Source organism: Blautia sp. XA-2221 (assembly GCF_028767025.1).
In the GTDB taxonomy this organism is placed as follows: domain Bacteria; phylum Bacillota; class Clostridia; order Lachnospirales; family Lachnospiraceae; genus Blautia_A.
In genome coordinates this window covers 59,993-83,450 of sequence record NZ_JAJQXX010000004.1, presented here as the reverse complement: position 1 = coordinate 83,450, position 23,458 = coordinate 59,993, and the positions used below count along the sequence as shown (strand labels likewise).

Below are 23,458 nucleotides of genomic sequence, written 5' to 3'. Positions count from 1 at the left end.
AATCTGAAATAATCCGTCGAAACAGAGGGTTTTCTATTGACAAACCGCGATATTTGTCATAAAGTTTTTTATGACAAACAATAAAGATTATGAAATGAAAAGAGGAAGAGCCAGATGACGTTAAAAGATCTGCCGATCGGAAAGACGGCAACAATACGTTCTGTAGGCGGAGAGGGGGCTCTCAGACAGCATTTCCTGGACATGGGACTGATCCCAAAAGGAGATGTAACTATGGTGAAATATGCGCCAATGGGAGATCCCATGGAACTTCGTATCCACAGTTATGAGCTTACACTTCGTCTTGCTGATGCGGATAAAATTGAAATAGAAAACGTAAGAGATGCAGGAACAAAAAAAGAAGTATCAAAGAAAGAGGACAGCCATTCTATTCCACACCCTGGTCTGGGAGAGGGTGGAAAATATCATTTTAAAAAAACAGAAAATCCTCTTCCGGACAGCGAAATACTTACCTTTGCGTTAGCGGGAAATCAGAACTGCGGAAAGACAACACTGTTTAATCAGCTTACCGGATCCAGCCAGCATGTAGGAAATTTCCCGGGTGTGACTGTGGACAGAAAGGATGGATCTATTCGTGGAAAAAACAATACTCTTGTGACAGATCTGCCCGGAATTTATTCCATGTCTCCGTACTCCAGTGAGGAAATTGTAACAAGAAATTTTGTGCTGAATGAGCATCCAAGAGGAATCATCAATATTGTAGACGCTACAAATATTGAACGTAATCTTTACCTTACCATGCAGCTGATGGAGCTGGATATCCCTATGGTCCTTGCCCTGAATATGATGGATGAGGTCAGAGAAAACGGCGGTTCGATTATTATCAACCGGATGGAGGAAATGCTGGGAATCCCTGTAGTTCCTATTTCCGCAGCAAAAAATGAGGGAATAGATGAGCTGGTAGCCCATGCGGTTCATGTGGCAAAATATCAGGAAAAACCGGAAAAAATAGACTTCTGCGATGCGGATGATGACGGTGGAGCTGTCCACAGATGTCTTCATGCGATCATGCATCTGATCGAAGATCATGCTCAGGATGTGGGGATTCCGGTACGTTTTGCGGCAGCCAAGCTTGCTGAGGGAGATCAGCTGATCCTTGAAAAACTGAAGCTTGACCAGAATGAAAAGGAGATGCTGGAACACATTGTAAAGCAGATGGAAAGCGAACGCGGACTTGACCGTGCAGCGGCAATCGCGCATATGCGTTTTGACTTTATTGAAAAAATCTGCGATGAAACAGTGATCAAGCCCAAAGAGAGTAAGGAACATATCAGGAGTACAAAAATAGACAGGATACTTACTGGAAAATACACGGCAATTCCCTGCTTTGTGGGAATCATGGCACTTGTTTTTTACCTGACCTTTGGAGTGATCGGAGCGTTTCTTTCCAGTATTCTTGATTTGGGGATAGAAACTCTCAGTGGAGCGGTCGATCAGCTTATGACAGCGGCTCATGTAAACAGCGTGCTTCATTCTCTTGTGATGGACGGTATTTTTAATGGTGTGGGAAGCGTGCTGAGTTTTCTTCCTGTTATTGTGACTCTGTTCTTTTTCCTGTCTCTTCTGGAGGACAGCGGATATATGGCAAGAGTTGCATTTGTAATGGATAAGCTGTTACGAAAGATCGGACTTTCAGGACGGAGCATTGTGCCTATGCTGATCGGATTTGGCTGCACCGTACCCGGAGTTATGGCAAGCAGAACCCTTCCCTCAGAACGTGACAGAAGAATGACGATTCTTCTTACTCCATTTATGAGCTGTTCTGCAAAGCTTCCCATTTATGCGTTTTTTGCAGCGGCTTTCTTCCCGGAAAACAGTGCATTGGTCATGATTCTTCTGTATTTTGGCGGCATTGTTATGGGTATTCTTATGGCGCTTCTGCTGCGCCGTACCATGTTCAGCGGAGAGGCAGTTCCCTTTGTTATGGAGCTTCCCAACTACCGTATGCCGGGAGTAAAAAACGTAGGACATTTGCTGTGGGATAAGGCAAAAGACTTTTTACAGAGAGCGTTTACAGTTATTTTTATTGCGACTCTTGTAATCTGGTTTTTACAGACCTTTGATATTCATCTGAATGTTGTAACAGATTCAAAAGACAGTATTCTTGCTATGGTGGCAAGTGTTGCGGCTCCGATTTTCCAGCCTATGGGATTTGGAGACTGGAGGATATCTACTGCTCTGATTACCGGATTTATGGCAAAAGAAAGCGTTGTTTCCACACTTTCTGTTCTTTTTGGAAGTACAGAAGCTCTTCTTGCAGCTATTACGCCTCTGGCAGCAGCAAGTCTTCTGGTATTCTGCCTGCTTTATACACCGTGCGTGGCAGCTATAGCAGCCATAAAGCGAGAACTGGGCGGAAAATGGGCAGCAGGTGTTGTGATCGGACAGTGCGCGATCGCATGGATCGCCGCTTTTGGGGTTTATCTGATAGGAGGAATTTTTGTCTGACAGAAATACAGGCAGGATGATCGCCTGAAATAAAAACAGAATAATTGAAATGCATGACGCTGTGGATAAGATATAAATATTCTGCAGCGTCTTTTATTTTTTTCTTGACAATCCTTAGTTACAGGATTATACTTTGATAATCAAAATATTAAATATTCAAAACAAATAACAACCCAAGCGGAATCGGGATCAGATTCCGAAAAAAAGGAGGGCAGGTCATGACAGGTGTGATTTGCGGAACTGGCGCCTGTGTGCCGGAAAAAGTTCTGGATAATCATAAAATCGCAGAGTTTGTGGACACCAGTGATCAGTGGATACGGGAACGGACCGGGGTACTCAGAAGGCACGTTGCAGAAAAAGAAACCGCAGTGTCTATGGGGACGGAAGCAGCCCGTCAGGCAGTCGAAGAATCAGGAATCAGCTCCGGTGAAGTGGATCTGATCATAGCTGCGACTTCTACGCCGGATCAGATTTTTCCATGCACTGCATGTGAGATACAAAAGGAACTGGGACTTTACCAGGCGGCTGGGTTTGATCTGAATGCGGCATGCAGTGGATTTCTCTTTGCATATCAGACTGCGCAGGCTTATATATCGTCAGGAATCTACAAGAATATTCTTGTTGTAGGAAGTGAAAGGCTGTCACGGATCGTTGACTGGACCGACCGGGGAAGCTGTATCCTTTTTGGAGATGGGGCGGGAGCTGTAATGCTGTGCGCCCGGGAAGGAAAAAGTTATGTTTCTTTTGCCCGGTCAGATGGAAAGGGCGGAGAGGCTCTCACCTGTCCGGCAGTGGAAAATGATCTGAATACAGAACCGCAGACGGAAACATCACGGAATATAACATGGAAATCACAGAGGTATCTTTCTATGGATGGCAGAGAAGTATTTCAGTTTGCTGTCAGAAGTGTTCCGGAGGCAATCTGTCAGGTGCTGGAAAAAAATCACCTTAAGACAGAAGACATTGACTGGTTTGTGCTTCATCAGGCAAACCGCCGGATTGTAGAAGCAGCGGCCAGGAGAATGGGAATGGGAATTGAGAGATTTCCCATGAATCTACAGGAATACGGTAATACTTCCTCGGCAAGTATCCCCATACTTCTCCATGAGATGAACCGAAGCGGAAAGCTGAAAAAAGGTCAGAGGATTGTTCTGGCAGGCTTTGGAGCAGGACTTTCCTGGGGTGCGTCTGTATTGGAATGGGGTATTTAAAAATAAATTCAAAAGTCAAAGACATATCAGAAAAGGAGAATATCATGTTACAGAAAATTATCGAGATCACAGCAGAAACACTTGGAGCAGAGGCAGCAGAAATTACAGAAAATACTTCTTTTACAGAGGATCTTCATGCAGACTCTCTTGATCTTTTTGAGCTGGCAATGGCTCTGGAAGAGGAGTTCGGAGTGGAAATTCCAAGCGAGGATCTGGAAAAAATAACAACAGTAGGCGCTGCGGCTGCATATCTGGAGAAATAGGCATGAAAACAGAAATCACAGAATTATTGGGGATTGAATATCCTGTTGTCCAGGGCGGCATGGCATGGGTGGCAGAGGCTAACCTTGCGGCTGCAGTATCTAATGCGGGAGGGCTTGGCCTGATCGCAGCCGCTGCAGCCCCGGCAGAGTGGGTAAGAGAGCAGATCAAAAAGGTAAGAGAAATGACAGACAGGCCTTTTGGCGTGAATATTATGCTTATGAGCCCGGAAGCTGATCAGGTGGCAAAAGTTATTGTGGAAGAAAAAGTTCCCATTGTTACAACAGGTGCAGGAAGTCCGGAAAAATACATGGCAGACTGGAAAGCAGCCGGGGTGAAGGTGATTCCGGTAGTTGCCTCCACTGCTCTTGCCAGACGTATGGAGCGCTGTGGGGCAGACGCAGTTGTGGCAGAGGGAACAGAAGCAGGAGGCCATATTGGAGAGATCACTACAATGACATTGGTACCTCAGGTAGCAGATGCAGTGTCGATTCCGGTGATCGCTGCAGGGGGTATCGCAGATGGAAGAGGAATGGCAGCAGCCTTTATGCTGGGAGCGGAAGGCGTGCAGGTTGGCACTGCTTTTGCGGCTTCCCGGGAATCTGTGATCCACCAGAATTATAAAGACAGTATTTTAAGGGCAAAGGATATTGATACTCGTGTTACAGGACGCACAACAGGTCATCCGATTCGGGTTTTACGCAATGATATGTCCAGAAGATATCTGGATCTGGAGAAAAGTGGAGCCGGTTTTGAGGCTCTTGAGGCTTTGACTCTTGGAGGTTTAAGAAAAGCGGTTCAGGACGGCGATATCAGAAACGGAAGCCTGATGGCAGGACAGAGCGCCGGTCTTGTAAAGGAAAGTCTTTCCTGCAGGGAGATCATCAGCAGAATGGTTTCCGGAGCGCAGGCTTTAATGAGCAGAGAGTCCTGGCAGGAATAAATATAAAAGGCAGCTGCTTATGGCGCTGTTTTTGTGAACAAAGGAAACAATAACGAGATTTTGCAGTGAATATGCTGAACAGAAACACAATATTTAGGAAATGGAGCGTAACAGTATGAGCAGGATTGCATTTCTTTATCCGGGACAGGGAGCCCAGGAAGTGGGAATGGCAGAAGATTTTTATGAAAAAAGTATAGAGGCAAAGGCTGTTTTTGACAGCGCCTCGGATATCCTGGATTTTGATGTCCGGGAAATCTGTTTTCAGGAAAATGAACTTCTGGACAAAACAGAATATACTCAGGCGGCTATGGTTACAGCCTGTCTTGCTATTACCCGTGAAATAGAAAAAAGAGGACTTTATCCGGAAATGACAGCAGGCTTAAGTCTTGGGGAATACTGTGCGCTTGCGGCAGCAGGCAGCATAAGTGATATGGATGCTGTCCGTACTGTCCGCGCCAGAGGGATTTTTATGGAACATGCGGCGCCGGAAGGAACAGGAGCTATGGCTGCTGTTCTCGGAATGGACGGAGAAGCTGTGGAAAGGATCGTTCATGACCTTGAAGGCGTTTTTATTGCAAATTATAACTGCCCCGGACAGATCGTTATCACTGGAGAGAAGGAAGCAGTGAATCAGTCGGCTGCAGTTCTCAAAGAAGCCGGCGCCAGAAGAGTGCTTCCTTTAAAGGTCAGTGGTCCGTTTCATTCTCCAATGATGGAACCGGCAGGAAAGAAGTTGGAAGAGTTTCTGGAAAAGATTCCGGTGAAGGAACCGGTGATTCCTTATGTGACAAATGTAACAGCGAAAGTGGTTGAGAGCGGGGAATCAATTAAAGACCTTCTGGTAAAACAGGTAAGCTCTTCCGTTCGCTGGGAGCAGGGCATAAGGACAATGATCGCACAGGGAATAGATACCTTTGTGGAGATCGGACCGGGAAAAACCCTTAGTGGATTTATGAAAAAAACAGATAAAAATGTAAAGATGTACCGGATCAGCACCTGGGAAGAAGCAGATGCCGTATGTGGGGAACTGCTGAAACAGCAGAAGGTCGGTACTCCTGAAAGGCATGGAAGCAGTAGTGAGAACATGTGACTTCCGAAGGGAATAGAAGCAGTGGTGAGAATATGTAACTTTCGAAGGAAATAGAAGCAGTGGTGAGAATATGTAACTTTCGAAGGGAATAGAGGCAGTAATGGAATATGTATAGAAGAAACTTGGAACTTTGAGCAACCATACAGAGAAAAGCGCACGGAACAGGTGAGTTTAAAAATATATTTATCCAGGATAATAAAACAGATAGTGGATGATTGCAGGAAAGGGGAAACATGGCGGAGTATACAGAAAAACAGGTGGCTGTAGTAACAGGCGCATCCAGAGGGATTGGAAGAGCAGTTGCTCTGGAGCTGGCAGCAAAAGGAATGCTTGTGATTATTAATTATAATGGTTCAGCTGACCGGGCAGAAAAAGTAAAAAAAGAAATTGAAGAAAACGGCGGCTGTGCGGAAGTCTTACAGTGGAATGTTGCGGATTATAAAGCCTGTGACCAGGCTGTCAGGGATATTGTAAAAAAATACGGAAAAATAAATATTCTTGTAAATAATGCAGGAATCACCAAGGACGGACTCCTTATGGGGATGTCAAGAGAGGACTTTGACAGCGTAGTTGATGTGAATCTGGGAGGAACCTTTAATATGCTGCGTTTTGTTTCCAGACAGATGCTGAGGCAGAAAAGCGGACGGATTGTAAACATGGCATCTGTGGTAGGTATTGCCGGAAATGCAGGACAGGCAAATTATGTGGCATCCAAAGCAGGTGTGATCGGACTTACAAAGACAGCGGCAAGAGAGCTGGCATCCAGAGGAATTACTGTAAATGCAGTTGCTCCGGGATTTATAGAAACAGAAATGACGCAGATTCTTCCTGACACTGTAAAAGAAACTTCAGCAGCGCAGATTCCCCTTGGACATTTTGGAAAGCCTGAGAATGTGGCGAAGACAGTGGCATTTCTTGTATCGGAAGATGCTTCTTACATTACCGGGCAGATCATTCAGGTTGACGGAGGAATGGTAATATGAGCAGTCGGAGAGTAGTAATTACAGGACTGGGAGCAGTAACGCCCACAGGAAACAATGTACAGGAGTTCTGGCAGGGAATCTGTGACGGAAAAGTGGGAATCGGGCCCATCACCAGATTTGATGCTCAGGGATACAAGGTAAAACTTGCCGCTGAGGTAAAAGGCTTTGAAGCTAAAAAATATATGGAGCCGAAACAGGCAAGACGTATGGCTTTGTTTTCCCAGTATGCAGTTGCGGCAGCAAAAGAAGCTTTTGAGGATTCCGGACTTGATATGAAAAAAGAGGATGCTTTCCGGGCAGGGGTTATCATTGGATCCGGAGTTGGCGATCTTCGTCAGGTTGAGCTCTGTTATGACAGGATTACTCAGAAAGGACCCGGCCGGGCGCTTCCTTTGATGGTACCTATGATGATCTCCAATATGGCTGCAGGAAATGTTTCTATTGAGCTGGGACTGAGAGGAAAATGTACAGATGTGGTGACTGCCTGCGCTTCAGGAACCCACAGCATCGGAGATGCTTTTCGGGCGATCCAGTACGGAGATGCAGATATCATGGTGGCAGGAGGGGCAGAAAGCTGTATTTGCCCTACGGGAGTTGCAGGTTTTGATGCTCTGACTGCACTTACAGAAACAGATGATCCTTTTAAAGCCTCGGTTCCCTTTGACAAAAACAGAGACGGATTTGTTCTTGGTGAAGGCGCTGGAATTGTGGTGCTGGAGGAACTGGAGCATGCCAGGGCAAGAGGGGCAAAAATCTATGCGGAAGTAGTTGGTTACGGCGCTACTGCAGACGCATATCACATCACTTCTCCTGCTGAGGACGGAAGCGGAGCCGCAAAAGCAATGAGCCTTGCTATGGAAGAGGCAGGCGTATCTCCGGAAGAAGTGGAATATATTAATGCTCATGGAACAAGCACTCATCATAATGACCTCTTTGAAACAAGAGCCATTCACCTTGCTTTTGGCGCAGCAGCGGAAAAGCTCCTGGTAAATTCTACAAAATCCATGATCGGACATCTGCTGGGAGCTGCCGGAGGAGCAGAGCTTGTTACCTGTGTAAAGGAGCTGCAGGAAGGATTTATACATCAGACAATGGGAACCGAAACACTGGGAGAGGGATGCGACCTGAACTATGTTCTTGGGGCGCCGGTGAAAAAGGAGATCCGTTATGCTATGAGCAATTCTCTGGGATTTGGAGGACATAACGCCACACTGTTGATAAAAAAATTTGATTGAGCAGAAAAGAGGTAATCCTCAAAAGGATACCTGGATGCTCAAAAACAATGAGCGAGAAAGAGGTAAACATGGAATTTAATAATCTTCTTACGTTGATAAAGGCTGTGTCGGATTCTGATCTGACAGAATTCCAGTATGAGGAAAACGGCACTGCCCTCCGTTTTGTCAGAGAACTGCCAAAAACAGAGCTTGTCCTTCCAATGGATGGAAATTATAACGGTGTGGTACAGAACCAGAATGTCGGAAGCGCACCGTTTATTTCAGCACAAAATACAGAAACCCGTCAGACAGAGGAAAATACAATGGGAGGAAGCGGGGAAAATCAGGAAGGAAAACTGATAAAATCTCCTCTTGTAGGTACGTTTTATGCGGCTCCTTCAGAAGACGCGGAGCCCTTTGTGGCAGTGGGAGACGGAGTAAAAAAAGGAAAAACTCTGGGAATCGTGGAAGCTATGAAGCTGATGAATGAAATTGAAAGCGAATATGAGGGAACTGTAACGGAAATTCTGGTGGAAAACGGACAGATGGTAGAGTACGGACAGCCCCTTTTCAGAATAAAATAAGCAGAGGTACAGTATGAAACATTTAGGAATTAAGGAAATTGAAGAGATTCTTCCTCACAGACATCCGTTTCTTCTTGTAGATTATATAGAAGATTATGAGCCGGGAGAGTTTGCAGCAGGATATAAATGCGTGACTTTTCATGAGGATTTTTTCAGGGGACACTTTCCTCAGGAGCCTGTGATGCCGGGAGTGCTGATCGTAGAGGCTCTTGCTCAGACCGGCGCGGTAGCAATTTTAAGCAAAGAAGAAAACAGGGGAAAAACTGCTTATTTCGGCGGAATAAAAAATTGTCGTTTCCGGGGAAAGGTTGCGCCGGGAGATAAGCTGAAGCTTGAAACAAAGATCATTAAATGCAAGGGACCTGTAGGGGTCGGTCATGCAGTTGCAAGTGTGGACGGAAAAGTTGTTGCAGATGCGGAACTGACTTTTATGATCGGGTAGGTGGTAAATATGATAAAAAAAGTGCTGATAGCAAACAGAGGAGAGATTGCAGTGCGGATCATCCGTGCGTGCAGGGAAATGGGAATTGAAACAGTGGCAGTTTATTCAGAAGCTGACCGGGAAGCTCTGCATACACAGCTTGCTGATGAAGCTATCTGTATTGGTCCGGCTCCTTCTTCTCAGAGCTACCTCAGTATGGAAAATATCATAAGTGCGACTATTGTATCAGGTGCGGATGCTGTTCATCCTGGATTTGGATTTTTGTCAGAAAACAGCAGATTTGCAGAGCTGTGCGAGCAGTGTCATATTACTTTTATCGGACCTCCCTCTCATGTGATCGCAAGTCTTGGCAATAAACAGGCTGCAAAAAATACAATGGCTGCAGCCGGGGTTCCTGTGATCCCGGGCAGCGAGAAAGCGATTTATACAGCAGAGGCAGGCTTTGAAGAGGCAGAAAAAATCGGATATCCTGTGATCATCAAGGCTGCTCTTGGCGGCGGCGGAAAAGGAATGAGAACTGCGGATACGCCGGAAGATTTTGCGGAAAGCTTCCGTACAGCTCAAAAAGAAGCTCAGATGGCGTTTGGTGACAATACAATGTATGTGGAGCATTTTGTCAGGAAGCCCAGACATATTGAGTTTCAGATCCTTGCAGACCATAAGGGAAATGTGATACATCTGGGAGAGCGGGACTGTTCCGTTCAGAGAAACCATCAGAAAATGATCGAGGAGTCTCCCTGCGAGATTATTTCAGACAGGCTGCGCAAAAAAATGGGAGAGGCTGCAGTGAAAGCAGCAAAAGCCTGCGGGTATGTAAATGCAGGGACTATTGAATTTTTGCTGGACAGTGACGGAAGCTTTTATTTTATGGAAATGAATACCCGGATTCAGGTAGAACATCCTGTTACAGAATGGGTCACAGGGGTGGATCTTGTAAAAGAGCAGATCCGCATTGCTTCCGGATTGCCTCTTTCTTTCAGGCAAAAAGATATTCATATTACAGGTCATGCTATTGAATGCAGGATCAACGCGGAAAATCCGGAAAAAGGCTTCCGTCCTTCTCCCGGTACCATTACAGATATGTATTTTCCCGGAGGCAAGGGAATCCGGATTGACTCTGCAGTATACAGTGGCTATACAGTTCAGCCCTATTATGATTCTATGATTGCAAAACTGATCGTGTGGGCCAAAAACAGGGATGAGGCGATCCGAAAAATGCAGAGCGCTCTGGGAGAGATTATTATAGAAGGAATTGACACAAATGTAGATTATCAGTATGAAATCCTGAACCATCCGGATTTTCTTACCGGAAATACAGATGTGGAATTTATTGAACGAATGGAAGGCAGAGGTAACGGATCATGAAGCTGGAAAATATGTTCAAAAAAACAAAAAGCCTGTACAGAGAACAGAATGTAAAGCATACCGGCGCTTTGAAACCGGAGGTTCCTCAGGGACTTCTGCGTAAATGTAACAAGTGCGGGGCTGCAATCGTCACTGAAGATGTAAAAAACGGAAACTATATCTGTCCGAAATGCGGTGGATATTTCAGAATCCATGCGTATACAAGAATCCGTATGGTTACAGATGAAGGAAGCTTCGAGGAATGGGATAAAGATCTTGTGGGCGCAAATCCAATGGAATACCGGGGCTACGAGGAAAAACTTTCATCTGTAAGAGAGAAAACGGGACTTCGGGAAGCCGTTGTTACGGGAAAAGGACGCATCAACGGGCAGGAAGCAGTGATCGGTGTGTGTGACGGCCGATTTTTTATGGCAAGTATGGGCTGGGCCGTAGGCGAAAAAATTACAAGAGCCGTGGAGCGGGCAACACGGGAACGCCTTCCGGTGATTCTTTTTGCCTGTTCCGGTGGAGCCAGAATGCAGGAGGGAATTACTTCCCTTATGCAGATGGCAAAGACTTCGGCAGCTCTGAAAAAGCACAGTGATGCAGGACTTCTTTATATTTCTGTTCTTACAGAGCCGACAACAGGAGGTGTGACAGCCAGCTTTGCCATGTTAGGTGATGTGATACTGGCAGAGCCGGGAGCACTGATAGGGTTTGCAGGTCCCAGAGTAATCGAACAGACAATCCGACAGAAGCTCCCAAAAGGATTCCAGAGAGCAGAATTTCTTCTGGAGCATGGATTTGTAGATGAGATCGTGGAGAGGGAAAAACTGAAGAAAACCCTGACAAAGCTTTTGAAAATTCATGATGAAAAGAGGAAGACAGAGAATACAGATCTGTCAGAAATAGATAAGGTAAAGACTGCGAATGACGGGACAGCAGAAGAGCAGCTGTCTGATGATGCCAGCGTAGAGCACAGAGAAAAGGCAGTTTTATCACAGAGGGCATCAGAATTATTCCGTGAGAAAAAACGTTATCAGAACAACAGGACGGAACATACGGCATGGGAACGAGTACAGATTTCCAGAAAACTGGAAAGACCTTCGGGCAGCAGTTATATAAAGTCGTTATTTACGGATTTCATGGAACTGCATGGGGACAGAAAGTATGGCGACGATCCTGCTGTGATCGGTGGAATTGCGAATTTTCATGGAATACCGGTAACAGTGATTGTTCAGGAAAAAGGCTGTGATACAAAGGAAAACATACACAGAAATTTTGGGATGCCTATGCCGGAAGGATATCGGAAAGCTCTGCGTTTGATGAAACAGGCGGAAAAATTTCGGCGTCCGGTGATCTGCTTTGTAGATACTCCGGGAGCCTTCTGTGGTATTGAGGCAGAAGAAAGAGGACAGGGAGCTGCTATTGCAGATAATCTGATGGAACTGGCAGGTCTGACAGTTCCGGTACTTACCATAATCACAGGTGAGGGAGGAAGCGGCGGAGCGCTTGCCCTGGCAGCAGGAGATCAGGTATGGATGCTTGAGAACGCAGTCTACTCCATTCTTTCTCCGGAAGGATTTTCCAGTATTCTGTGGAAAGACAGCACAAAGGCAAAAGAGGCGGCAGAGGTAATGAAACTTACTGCATTGGATCTTCATTCTCAGGGAATTATCGAGAAAGTAATCTATGAGCCGGAAGAATTCACCGAACAGACCTTTTATCAGGTGACTGATATCCTAGATGAGGAAATATCGGATTTTCTGGGAGAATACAGAAACTATTCAGAAGAGATACTTCTGGAAAAGCGATATGAAAGATTCAGGAAGTTCTGACATTTCTCCTGGGGGAGAACAGGGGGAAGTTGCGGCGATATGGAAAGCCGGATTTTATAAAAATATGCAGAGGACAAGACTAAAAAGCAGTTTTATAGCAGGTAAAGCAGATGCCTGTTATAAAGCTGCTTTTTTGAACTGAGATGCAGCTTTATACAGAGTCGGCAGAAGAGTTAAGAAAAGTTAAGAACCTGTTAAGGCATACGGTAAGAAATATATGTTATTTTATAACAAGCTTCTAAGTAAACATTAGAAAATATTTTAGTCAAAGGAGAGATATTAATGAGAAAACACTTATTTAGAACAGGGTTAATGATGACGGCAGATTATTTAGAAAAGGTGTAAAATATACAATGACAGGTGTAGAATGATAGAGCCAAAGATATATTGTCTTTTGTTCTATTATTCTGCAAAGGGGTACTTTATGAAAATAAAATCAATCTTCCATGTTGTGGCTGCGTGGCTCATGCTGGTTCTGACATCGGAATTCAGCCTTACAGTAGCCTATGACATATGCGATACAAATCCCTGGGCGCGTATTGTGTATGTGATATTGAATATTTTCAGTCTGTTAGCTGCTTTTTATTTATATACCAGGTATTTTATGAAAATAAGAATGCAGGATATTCGCTTGGGGAAACCTTTTCCCGAAAGAAAATGGTGCATTACAGCAGTTATCATGCCGTTGGCAATATGTTGCTTTTATCTTCTTTTTGTAAAAGGAACATTTGCTTCACAAAATCTTACACTAAAAGATTTAATAAATGTTCTGACTCTATCTGTTTTATCTCTTGGGATTTTGCCAGCAGTTACAGAGGAAATGGTTTTCAGGGGAATGATTTTGGGTACTTTGCAAAGCTCTTTTGGAAAGAAAACAGCAGTGTTCGTTTCGAGTATCTTATTTGCCTTATATCATTTGGAGTATATTGACAGCTCGGACTGGAAAAAGGTTGTTTTACTGATCGTGTCGGTTGGAATTATTGGCTATGCTCTTTCGCTTGTCACGCTTCAGACCCGTTCTATATGGTCTGCGGTTGTTATACATGGAATGTATAATATCCTGTCAGGGGAGAGCCAGATTCTCCATATTGATATGGAACAGAATTTTCCGGCCATGTGGACCTATACGGTAAGTACACAAAACCCATTACTTACAGGAATTAACGGAGCGGTTGGTTTTACTGCAGCGATTCCTTCCGTAGCCGGATTTATCGCAATTATAATAATGGTAAAATACTATGAGAAAAAGGAAAAGAAAGCAGCATAAAAAGAATAGAAGGAAAAAGATCATCGGGTGTTACGTTTTTCTGATCGTTGTTCTGACAGGGATATTTATAGTTTCAGGAAGAGATGACGGCTTAGTATTGACAGAAATAAAAAGGAATCAGATAATAAACAGTAACGAGTGGAAAGAAATATTTGAACATTCAGAGGATTATCCATCTGCTCTTCTGGAGGATCTGAAACGAAATCCGGAAATGCTGGATTTTGTGTAAATGATCCTTTCAGCTATACGAACAGTTCAAAAAAATGGGATTATGCAACACTTTCTTCTCAATGGCAGCAAATATGGGTGTATGCAGCGTAAAATACGGCACAAGAGGATAAAATGAAAAATCATATTTTAATTGTGGAAGATGATGAAGCGATACGGGAGGGCGTAAGAATCCTGTTGGAGGGAGAAGGCTATATTGTGCAGGAGGCGGAAGATGGATTCCAATGCCTGAAAAAGCTTTCGGCCGAAACAGATCTGATCATACTGGATATAATGATGCCCGGAATTTCCGGTATAAAGACATGTGAAGAAATTCGAAAAATTTCACATGTTCCAGTGTTATTTCTGACGGCTAAAGGACAGGAATCAGATAAACTGATTGGTTTGATGGCCGGAGGGGACGATTATCTTGTAAAACCGTTTTCTTACGCAGAGCTTCTGGCCAGAGTGAAAGCTCTTCTCCGCAGATATTGTATTTACAGTCAGCCACTGAACACAGGGAAAAAAACAGAACAGTGGCTGGAATATGGCAAGCTTAAGTTAAATACACAGTATAATGAAGTTTACCGTGAGGGAGAGGAAATTCATCTCAGAGAAATGGAGTACAGACTGCTTTTGCTGATGATGGAGAATCCGCAGAAGATTTTTTCTGTAAAAAATCTGTATGAAAGCTTATGGGAGGAGCCTTTTCTGTATTCTTCCGGGAATACAGTTATGGTTCATATCAGGAGATTGAGGACAAAAATAGAAGAAGATCCTCAGAAGCCTGAAATGATACAGACTGTGTGGGGAAAGGGGTATCGTTTTGGGTAGAATTTATAAGAACAGCCTGACTGGAAAAATGGTTCGGCGCTTAGTCAGAGGACTACTGGCAGGTTTGTTCGTTATGGGACTTTTGTATTTTGGAGGAAAGGGCTGCCTGCAGCAGTTCTTTTTTAATACAGGCTATATTTATAAAAGAGAAGTCCAAAGAGCAGATGAACTTCAGAGCTATGTGGACAAAAATTGTTTAAAAGCCATAGACTATAAACAGTTAAAAAAATGGGCGCTTCAGAGGAATATTCGTGAATTTACAGTTTCCAGAGATCAATGGCTGCTGTTTGACGTTTCATATGATGGTATTCTCACTCCGGGAAGCAGAGAAATCACTGATTTTTCCTGGAAAATATTTCACAAAATAAAATTTGCGGACGGGAACGCAGATGTTTATCTTTATGAGGGATTTGCAGATAAATATTACGATATTCTGGCAGGAACTTCTATCCTTGTGGGCTTTATTGTGTGCATAGGTATATTTTCATATGAGATGCAGGAGGATTTAAGATATATTCAGTGTCTGAAAAAAGAAGTAGATGTTATCACCAAAGGAAATCTGCAGGAACATATTACAGTAACAGGAAATGATGAGCTGGCTCAGCTGGCAGGAGGACTGGAAATAATGAGACAGACTCTGATACAAAAAGAGCAGTCAGAACAGGAGCTGCGGGCAGCACAGGAAAAACTTGTTCTGGGAATGTCTCATGATCTTCGCACACCTTTAACAGGACTGATGACTTATCTGGAAATTCTCAAAAAGCAGCAGAAGAACAGAAATGTTACCGATGAATATATCCAAAAATCTCTGGATAAAGTAATTCAGATAAGGAATTTGTCAGACCAGATGTTTGAATATTTTTTTGTTAATTCACAGCATAAGGTTGAACTGGAAGAAGCTGAAGACATATTCAGTGCATTTGGAGATTATCTTTCTGAGTTATGTGTTTTGTTAGAAGATGAGGGATTTACGGTGGATACGGAAATGCTTGAATGGAATCCCGCTGCTGTGCGAATAAATACAGATTTATTTGGAAGAATCATGAATAACATTATTTCCAATATCGAAAAGTATGCCGGCAGAAATAAGCCGATCCAGATACAGATTCTTTATGAAGAAAGTCATATTGGCATTTTAATCGGAAATACAACAGATCAGCCAGAGCAGCCGGTACATAAAACGGGAATCGGTTTACAGAACATATCTGTTATGATGGAACATATGCATGGATATGTGGAAGTTTCAGAGAAAGAAAAAGATTATTGTATAATTTTATATTTTCCATCCAGTGATTCTATAGAGAGAAAATCATTCAGCCACAATAAAAACAGTGCAGACCGGTAACATACCAGTCTGCACATTTTTAATGTCTGTAAATTTTAATGTTTTACAGAATATCGTCTCTGTGGATATATCCGGGATGTTCAGCACCAGCCACGATTTCTCTTTCCCGGGTAATCTGAACCCATTTGTCAATGACCTGATTTTCTACATGGACGTCTTCGCCGATAACACTGTTAGCCAGAACGACACAGTTTTTGACAACCGCACCTTTTTTGATCTGGCATCCACGGCCGATAACGGAATTTTCTACAGTTCCCTCAATCAGACAGCCATTGGATACAACAGAATTTTTTACGTCAGCATTATCAAAATACTGTGTAGGACAGGAGTCGTTTGTTCTGGTGTAGATCGGCCATTCCGGATTGAAAAGGTTCAGTGAATTTTTCAGATCGATCAGGGACATATTGGCATCAAAATAGCTCTTGAAATCTGTGATACTTGCAAAATAACCTCTGTGTGCCACTCCGCGGATATCCAGCTCGCTGCAGGATGCATTTACAATTTGCGGAAGTGTGATCATGGAGGACATTTTTTTAGCCTTATGGATCAGTTCCACAAAAAGGTCTTTTTTCATAATGTAGGTATCCATAAAAATATTGCGGTTTTTTGCGCTGCCGCGGTTCTTTTCAATAGATTCCACACCTTTCTGCTTGTTCAGGTTCAGAATATCGCAGTTCAGAAAGGCTTCTTTGGCATTATCAACAGAGTGATACAAAAGGGTGATATCTGCTCCGGAATCAATATGAGTCTGGAGAAGGGTATCATAATTTGCCGCATAGACCATATAGCTTGGAGCAATGATCACATATGGATGATGTACACGTTCGATCATTTCGATGTTTTCCAGATAACCGGCGATATCTGTGTTATAAACATCATTTTCAGAACTGTTCTGTGCAAAAAGAATCTGAAGTTTGCCTTTTTTGGAGTTGATATTATAATGACGGCCGGTTCCCAGATGCTCTACCAGAGAACGAGGTTTCCGTCTTATGTACACCTGGATATGATCAATATCACTGTTGCTCATATTAGAAATCGGAAAGTCAATGACGCGGTAACGTCCGAGAAAAGAAAATGCTGCGATAGGACGGTATTCCTGAAGTCCTTCCACCTTAATATGAGTTCCTGATGATGCGATAATTCCAAAAGCGTTAGCCATCGTATTCTACCCCCTTTACACGTTTGGAAACGAGCTCGATATGCTCGCTGTCTGCATTTCCCACACAGGCGCCGCTGCCGATATTGATATTTTCAGCTACAAGCGCTCTCTGAACAACAGCGTTTTCTTCCACTTCCACACCGGGCATGAGAACACTGTCAATAACCTTTGCGCCTCTGCCTACTTTTGCGCCGGTAAAAAGTACAGAATTTTTTACTTCACCTTCTACAATACAGCCCTGTGTGATAAACGCACGGTTAATCTTTGCGTCCGGACCGATATATTGCGGAAGTGCGGGGATATCCTCGGTATATATTTTCCAGGTAGGATCATTCAGATCCAGTTCATTGTTACTGTCAAGGAGATCCATATTTGCTTCCCAGAGAGAGTCAATAGTTCCCACATCTTTCCAGTAGCCCTGATACTTATAGGCAGCCAGAGTCCTGTTGTCAGCAAGGAGATGCGGAATGATATCTTTGCCGAAATCATGGTGAGAATTAGAATCTTTCATATCTGTAAGAAGCATTTTGCGGAGAAGTTTCCAGTTAAAAATATAAATACCCATGGAAGCAAGGTTGCTCTTTGGATGCTCCGGTTTTTCTTCAAATTCCACAATGCGTCCTTCGCTGTCTGTGTTCATGATTCCGAAGCGGCTTGCTTCTTTCATAGGAACTTCGATCACAGCGATGGTAGCATCTGCATTCATTTCTTTGTGGTAAGCCAACATTTTTGCATAGTTCATTTTGTAAATATGATCTCCGGAAAGGATCAGAACATATTCCGGATCATAGTTATCAATAAAGTCAATATTCTGTGAAATCGCATCTGCAGTTCCGCGGTATACATCCAGATCCGCGTCAGCCTTCTCGCGGGGAGGAAGTACAAATACGCCGCTTTCTCTTGCATCGAGTCCCCAGCGTCCGCCGGCAGCCACATAGCTGTTAAGCAGAACTGATTCATACTGTGTAAGAACACCTACAATATCAATTCCGCTGTTTGCGCAGTTACTTAAAGGGAAATCAACAATGCGGTATTTTCCGCCGTATGAAACTGCGGGTTTGGCTACTTTGTTTGTAAGCTCATGGAGTCTGCTGCCACGTCCGCCAGCTAATATCATCGCTAACATGTTGTTTTGTTTCATAGTGAACCCTCACTTTCCTTTTATATGCTTGTACTTTTTTATTATACATTTTTTATCTGGAAATTGCTACTGGTTTATGTTAAAAAATGCAAGAAAAACGCCAGAAATTTGTTAAAACTGTATTAAATAATGAGATAAATAAAAAATAATATGTGACATATGACAAGAAAAAACATGGTTCGACAGAAAAGGACAGTGAAAGTGTATATGAGGAAATGGGATCAGAAATGCCGAAGTCTGAAGAATCCGCGAATCACTGGACGGAACAGGAGATTTACGTTATAATAACAGGGTTAAAAGGAAAAAATAAAGACAGGATCAGGCATATCCTATACTCCTGATCCAACAGAGAAGATAAGAGGGATCTTTTGTGAAAAAAAGAGATGATTTTAAAAGATTTATTGTGTATTGCCTGGCAAGTATTGCCGTGATCGCTCAGACGGCAGTATTTGCCTATATCTGGTATGATTTTTACAGAGGGTTGATTTTTGAACCTTTCTGGAGAAAGGGCAACTGGGTCCTGATCGCTATTTACGGACTGATCAGCTTTATGTTCTCCAAGTTTTACGGGGGACTGAGGGTAGGATATCTGAAAAAGATAGATGTATTTTATTCCATGACTCTTGCTACTATCTGTACAAATATTATAACCTACCTTCAGATCACACTGATCAACAGATGGTTCCTGGATCCGTTGCCTATGGTGGAAATGACTTTTGTTCAGCTTGCCATCATCATAGCATGGATATGGGGATCCAGATTTATTTATTCCAGACTTTATGGCGCCCGTAAGCTTCTGGTGATCTACGGAGACAGAGATCCGGGAGATCTTATCCAGAAAATGAATTCCCGCAGTGACAAGTATGATGTCAGCGGAAAAGTGCATGTGAATGAGGGGGAAAAGGTCATTCATCAGATGATGCGTGATTATGAAGGCGTGATCATCTGGGATCTTCCGTCAAATATCAGAAACCGTTATCTGAAATACTGTTTTGCTCATTCTATCCGCTGCTATATGAGCCCAAAGATTTCGGATGTGATCCTTATGGGAAGTGAGAGGATCCATCTGTTTGACACTCCTTTGCTGGTGTCGAAGAATATGGGACTTTCCATAGAACAGAGGGTGATGAAGCGTATTCTTGACATTGTTGTATCTGGTATTGGTATTGTGGTTTCCTCTCCGATCATGCTGATTATTGCGCTTTTTGTAAAGCTGTATGACGGAGGCCCTGTATTTTACCGTCAGGATCGTCTGACTCTGGGAGGAAAGGAATTCCGTATCTGTAAATTCCGTAGTATGTGCGTGGATTCAGAGAAAAACGGAGCCCGCCTTGCATCAAAAAATGACAGCCGTATTACTCCGGTGGGACGTATCCTGAGAAATCTCCACCTGGATGAGCTGCCTCAGCTTTTTAATGTATTCATGGGTGATATGTCTTTGGTAGGTCCACGTCCGGAACGGAAAAGCATTATGCACGACTATCAGAAAGAGCTTCCGGAGTTTTATTACCGTCTGAAGGTAAAAGCAGGACTTACAGGATATGCGCAGGTTTATGGAAAATATAACACAACACCTTATGATAAGCTGAAACTTGATCTTTTCTATATCGAAAATTATTCGTTTCTGCTTGATCTGAAACTCCTTCTTATGACAGTAAAGATTTTCTGTCAGAAAGAGGTTTCTGAGGGTGTAAATGATAATCAGACAAATGCTCTGAAAGATTCCGGAGAGATTCTGCCGGAGGAGGACAAAAATGAGTGAACAGACACAAAAAGAGCGGGAAAATGATCTTCGCAGGCTGCAGCTTGTGGAACTGGATATACTGAAGGAATTTCTCCGCATCTGTGATAAATACCATCTGAGATATTATGCGCTTGGGGGAACACTTCTGGGCGCAGTCCGCCATAAGGGATTTATTCCCTGGGATGATGATGTGGATATAGGAATGCCCAGACCGGATTTTTGCAGGTTTGAGCAGATCATACAAAAAGAGCTGCCGGATTACCTGCATTATCTCAGCTATAAAAATACTGCAGATTATCATCATTATGTACCCAGAATAACAGACAGCAGGGTGAAAGTGATCGATGAGTCCGCGTCTGTGGATGCGGAAAAGGATGCCTGGATCGATATCTTTCCCATGGATGGAATGCCCGGAAATAAATATCTGAGAAAGATACACTGTTTCCGGCTTCTGACAGCAAGAGCCCGGGTAAACTATTCGCTTTTTTCTACAAATGTTGATCTGAAAAGGCAGAACCGTCCCTTGCTGGAGCGGATTATGATTGCAGCAGGAAAGATACTTCCGGTAGAAAAGATCTTCCGAACCTCCAGGGAACTGAAAAGGCTGGATCGGCTGATGCAGAAATATGATTATGATGCTTCTCCGTATCTGGTTAATTTTATGGGAATCCATAAGCTGAAAGAGATGTTTCACAAAAAGCATTACGGAAATGGCGCGGATTATATTTTTGAGGATATCAGACTCAGAGGACCGCAGGATTATGATTTTGTTCTGAAACAGATGTATGGTGAATACTGGAATCCTCCGGAAGAAGCAGAAATGAACCATCATAATACAAGGATCAGGGAGTAGTCTTATGGGAAAAGATACAGAAGAAACTTATTCCGTTCTAATGGCGGTTTATGGAAAAGAAAATCCTGTGTATTTTCGACAGAGTATCCAGAGTATGCTGGATCAGACTCTTCCTCTTTCGGATTTTGTGATCGTGTGCGACGGTCCGCTTACACCGGAGCTGGACAAAGTTCTGGAATGGGCCGGCGGAAAGCTTGGGAAAAAACTTCAGTGTATACGTCTGAAGGAAAACAGAGGACTTGGAAATGCTCTGCGTACAGGAGTTCCCAGGTGCAGATGCTCTGTGATCGCCAGAATGGACAGTGATGATATCAGCAGAAAAGACCGCTGTGAGAGACAGTTTCAGATACTGAACCAGGGAGATTACGGCATTGTAAGCGGAACCCTTCAGGAGTTTATAAAGAAGCCGGGGGATCTGGATCGGACGAGAGTGCTTCCCAGAACGCCGGCAGAGATAAGAGAATATGCAAAAAAGAGAAATCCGTTTAATCATCCATGTGTTATGTACAGAAAGTCGGATGTTCTGAAAGCCGGAAACTATCAGGATTTTCCGGGGTTTGAGGATTATTGCTTGTGGATCCGAATGCTCTGCAATGGAGCTCAGGGGTATAATATCCAGGAACCGATTCTTGATATGAGAACCGGGAACGGGATGTATGAAAGGCGAGGAGGTCTGAGGTATCTTGTATGGGCGCTTCGCTTTCAGCGGTTTTTGCTGCACAGGAATTTTATTACAAAGGGAAGATACATAAAAAACTGTGTGATCCGCACAGCAGTAAGTCTGATTCCGGGAGGACTCAGGGAAAAATTTTATGAGATATTTCTTCGAGGAACAAAATAAAATAGAAATGTATAAAAAAGAGGTGTCTGATTTTTCTGTCAGACACCTCTTTTTCGATAAAGGATATTTTTAACTGTTTTCCATAAAATTTACATATTCATCAAGAACTACATCAGGCTCTCCGATTTTTTTAATCTGTCCCTCATGCATCCACATAACGGTATCGCAAAGTTTTCTTAAAGTATCAATACTGTGAGATACAATCACAACAGTCCGGTCTTTATTGGAGATCAGACTTTTCATTTTATTGTAGCTTTTCTTTTTAAATTTCTGATCGCCTACACTGAGAACCTCGTCAATAAGCATAATATCTGTTTCCAGAATGGCTGTAATGGAAAAGGCCAGCTTGGAATACATACCGCTGGAGTAGGTTCTTACAGGTTTGTCAATAAAATCTCCAAGCTCTGCGAAGTCTATAATCTCCTGTTCTTTGGCATGAACCTGCTCTTCTGTAAAGCCCAGAAGCATACCGCAAAGAATAATGTTTTCTCGACCTGTCATTTCTTTCTGAAAGCCAACTCCGATAGAAAGAAGAGAAATGCTGTGACCTTTCAGGTCAATGGTTCCGCTGTCAGGGGAGAAGATGCCTGCCAGAGCATTCAGGGTAGTGGACTTACCGCTTCCGTTTTTGCCGATGATACCCAGAATCTCGCCCTGACGGACATAAAAGGAAATTCCTTTTACTGCAACAAAACGGTCTATGGTGCGGCGTTTAAAATGAAGCAGACTTTTTTTGATAGATGTTTTTTTCAGATTCTGATAACTGATCACAAGGTCAGTTACTTCAATGGCGTGCTGTTCTTCCATATTATATCACCTTTACATAACTGTTTTCGTTTTTGTAGATCTTACGGATACCAATAATGCTGATCACAAGTCCGATCAGAAACCATGCCAGAAGAAGTTTACGGTGCGGAGTCTGACCATAAATCAGACATTCTCGCATGGATGTCAGGAGAAAGGCGATGGGGTTGCCTTTTCCAATATAGGCATTATATGGTGCCGGAAGACGATCCATAATGTTCCAGAAGACACCGGTCAGGTAAAAAATAAGTCTCAGAGCAATGTTCAGTACGTTTCCGAGATCTTCTACAAATACTCCGTAATGCAACAGGAAACAGCCGAAGCCGAATACCAGGACGAATAATGTCAGAAGGATCGGGATACAGTACAGTATGTTCCAGGTAAGAGGAACTCGCCATACCACCAGCATGGCTGCAACAATCCCAAGGGAGATAAACATTTTGAAGCCATTAACTCCCATTTTAATTATAAGAAGAATAAATTTTGGTATATAAACTTTGGAAACAATAGGTTTATTATTTTTTATTACCTTTACACTTTGCATCAGACATCTGTTAAAGAAGTCCCACATGGTAATACCGATAAAGACGAAGATTGCAAAGTACTGTTCGTTAGATTTAAACACATAGCCGAACATAAATACATAAATCAGCATGAAGCAAAGGGGGTCCAGTATCCACCACAGCCAGTTCAGATACGAATTGGCAATTTCGGACTTTAGCTGGGCTCTGGAAGAATACACTGCGTATTTCCAGTATTTCTTCATGTCATCCATGAATCGTTTAAACATAAAATCCGCTCCTGTATTTTAAAAAATATAACTGTGACCCTTTTTACAACAAAAACTGTTAAAAAAGGGCCTGAATCTTACTTATCATACACTAGGA

21 protein-coding genes are annotated in these 23,458 nt (G+C 43.2%); 17 read left to right on the top strand and 4 right to left on the bottom strand.

From position 1 onward, the window contains the following. The first annotated feature begins 114 nt into the window (after positions 1–114). The 14 genes from feoB to LU279_RS04860 all read left to right on the top strand — a co-directional run bounded on the left by feoB (position 115) and on the right by LU279_RS04860 (position 16,029). Positions 115–2,466 (top strand): ferrous iron transport protein B, encoded by a 2,352-nt coding sequence (gene feoB, locus LU279_RS04925; protein ID WP_274421448.1) that lies wholly within the window; start codon positions 115–117, stop codon positions 2,464–2,466. A gap of 218 nt (positions 2,467–2,684) precedes the next feature. Then, the gene (locus LU279_RS04920; protein WP_274421447.1) at positions 2,685–3,677 is read left to right on the top strand and encodes a beta-ketoacyl-ACP synthase III; all 993 of its coding nucleotides are present in this window, start codon (positions 2,685–2,687) and stop codon (positions 3,675–3,677) included. A 44-nt stretch (positions 3,678–3,721) separates the two neighbouring features. Then, positions 3,722–3,940 carry an acyl carrier protein gene (gene acpP, locus LU279_RS04915; protein WP_274421446.1) on the top strand — a complete coding sequence of 73 codons (219 nt, stop codon included), beginning with the start codon at positions 3,722–3,724 and terminating at the stop codon, positions 3,938–3,940. A 2-nt stretch (positions 3,941–3,942) separates the two neighbouring features. Then, positions 3,943–4,881 (top strand): enoyl-[acyl-carrier-protein] reductase FabK, encoded by a 939-nt coding sequence (gene fabK / locus LU279_RS04910; RefSeq protein ID WP_274421445.1) that lies wholly within the window; start codon positions 3,943–3,945, stop codon positions 4,879–4,881. A gap of 115 nt (positions 4,882–4,996) precedes the next feature. Next, entirely contained in the window at positions 4,997–5,971 is a 975-nt protein-coding gene (gene fabD, locus LU279_RS04905; RefSeq protein WP_274421444.1) for an ACP S-malonyltransferase, read from the top strand. A gap of 233 nt (positions 5,972–6,204) precedes the next feature. Further along, entirely contained in the window at positions 6,205–6,954 is a 750-nt protein-coding gene (gene fabG, locus LU279_RS04900) for a 3-oxoacyl-[acyl-carrier-protein] reductase (protein WP_274421443.1), read from the top strand. Then, complete coding sequence (gene fabF, locus LU279_RS04895; protein WP_274421442.1) at positions 6,951–8,189, top strand: beta-ketoacyl-ACP synthase II; 1,239 nt, start codon at positions 6,951–6,953, stop codon at positions 8,187–8,189. Before fabG ends, fabF begins: the two co-directional genes overlap by 4 nt. 68 nt (positions 8,190–8,257) lie before the next feature. Further along, a complete protein-coding gene (accB, locus tag LU279_RS04890) occupies positions 8,258–8,752 on the top strand; it encodes an acetyl-CoA carboxylase biotin carboxyl carrier protein (protein WP_274421441.1) in 495 nt (164 codons plus the stop codon). A 13-nt stretch (positions 8,753–8,765) separates the two neighbouring features. Then, positions 8,766–9,194: a 3-hydroxyacyl-ACP dehydratase FabZ gene (gene fabZ, locus LU279_RS04885; RefSeq protein WP_274421440.1), complete on the top strand. Its 429-nt coding sequence runs from the start codon at positions 8,766–8,768 to the stop codon at positions 9,192–9,194. 9 nt (positions 9,195–9,203) lie between these two features. Continuing rightward, positions 9,204–10,559 (top strand): acetyl-CoA carboxylase biotin carboxylase subunit, encoded by a 1,356-nt coding sequence (locus tag LU279_RS04880; RefSeq protein WP_274421439.1) that lies wholly within the window; start codon positions 9,204–9,206, stop codon positions 10,557–10,559. Next, a complete protein-coding gene (locus tag LU279_RS04875; RefSeq protein ID WP_274421438.1) occupies positions 10,556–12,376 on the top strand; it encodes an acetyl-CoA carboxylase carboxyltransferase subunit alpha in 1,821 nt (606 codons plus the stop codon). The genes LU279_RS04880 and LU279_RS04875 overlap by 4 nt, the downstream gene beginning before the upstream one ends. 424 nt (positions 12,377–12,800) lie before the next feature. Next, positions 12,801–13,643, top strand: coding sequence for a CPBP family intramembrane glutamic endopeptidase (locus tag LU279_RS04870; RefSeq protein WP_274421437.1), 843 nt, complete (start codon positions 12,801–12,803; stop codon positions 13,641–13,643). A 342-nt stretch (positions 13,644–13,985) separates the two neighbouring features. Then, complete coding sequence (locus tag LU279_RS04865) at positions 13,986–14,684, top strand: response regulator transcription factor (protein ID WP_274421436.1); 699 nt, start codon at positions 13,986–13,988, stop codon at positions 14,682–14,684. Next, positions 14,677–16,029, top strand: coding sequence for a HAMP domain-containing sensor histidine kinase (locus tag LU279_RS04860; RefSeq protein ID WP_274421435.1), 1,353 nt, complete (start codon positions 14,677–14,679; stop codon positions 16,027–16,029). Before LU279_RS04865 ends, LU279_RS04860 begins: the two co-directional genes overlap by 8 nt. Before the next feature lie 43 nt (positions 16,030–16,072). Here LU279_RS04860 and glgD read toward each other — a convergent pair whose 3' ends face one another. Next, positions 16,073–17,188, bottom strand: a complete 1,116-nt coding sequence (glgD, locus tag LU279_RS04855) for a glucose-1-phosphate adenylyltransferase subunit GlgD (RefSeq protein WP_274421434.1) — start codon at positions 17,186–17,188, stop codon at positions 16,073–16,075. Further along, the gene (locus tag LU279_RS04850) at positions 17,181–18,329 is read right to left on the bottom strand and encodes a glucose-1-phosphate adenylyltransferase (protein ID WP_274421433.1); all 1,149 of its coding nucleotides are present in this window, start codon (positions 18,327–18,329) and stop codon (positions 17,181–17,183) included. Before LU279_RS04850 ends, glgD begins: the two co-directional genes overlap by 8 nt. 370 nt (positions 18,330–18,699) lie before the next feature. Between LU279_RS04850 and LU279_RS04845 the strand changes: the two genes are divergently transcribed. Genes LU279_RS04845 through LU279_RS04835 form a run of 3 tightly spaced genes read left to right on the top strand, consistent with a single transcriptional unit; the run spans position 18,700 to position 21,767 of the window. Further along, a complete protein-coding gene (locus LU279_RS04845) occupies positions 18,700–20,091 on the top strand; it encodes an exopolysaccharide biosynthesis polyprenyl glycosylphosphotransferase (protein WP_274421432.1) in 1,392 nt (463 codons plus the stop codon). Next, positions 20,084–20,926 carry a LicD family protein gene (locus LU279_RS04840; protein WP_274421431.1) on the top strand — a complete coding sequence of 281 codons (843 nt, stop codon included), beginning with the start codon at positions 20,084–20,086 and terminating at the stop codon, positions 20,924–20,926. Before LU279_RS04845 ends, LU279_RS04840 begins: the two co-directional genes overlap by 8 nt. Positions 20,927–20,930: 4 nt before the next feature. After that, complete coding sequence (locus LU279_RS04835) at positions 20,931–21,767, top strand: glycosyltransferase (RefSeq protein WP_274421430.1); 837 nt, start codon at positions 20,931–20,933, stop codon at positions 21,765–21,767. Positions 21,768–21,836: 69 nt separating this feature from the next. On the opposite strand, the gene LU279_RS04830 is transcribed toward LU279_RS04835, so the two are convergent. Both LU279_RS04830 and LU279_RS04825 read right to left on the bottom strand, forming a co-directional pair. Then, positions 21,837–22,574, bottom strand: coding sequence for an ABC transporter ATP-binding protein (locus LU279_RS04830; protein WP_274421429.1), 738 nt, complete (start codon positions 22,572–22,574; stop codon positions 21,837–21,839). A 1-nt stretch (position 22,575) separates the two neighbouring features. Beyond that, positions 22,576–23,361 (bottom strand): ABC transporter permease, encoded by a 786-nt coding sequence (locus LU279_RS04825; RefSeq protein WP_274421428.1) that lies wholly within the window; start codon positions 23,359–23,361, stop codon positions 22,576–22,578. Positions 23,362–23,458 lie beyond the last annotated feature (97 nt).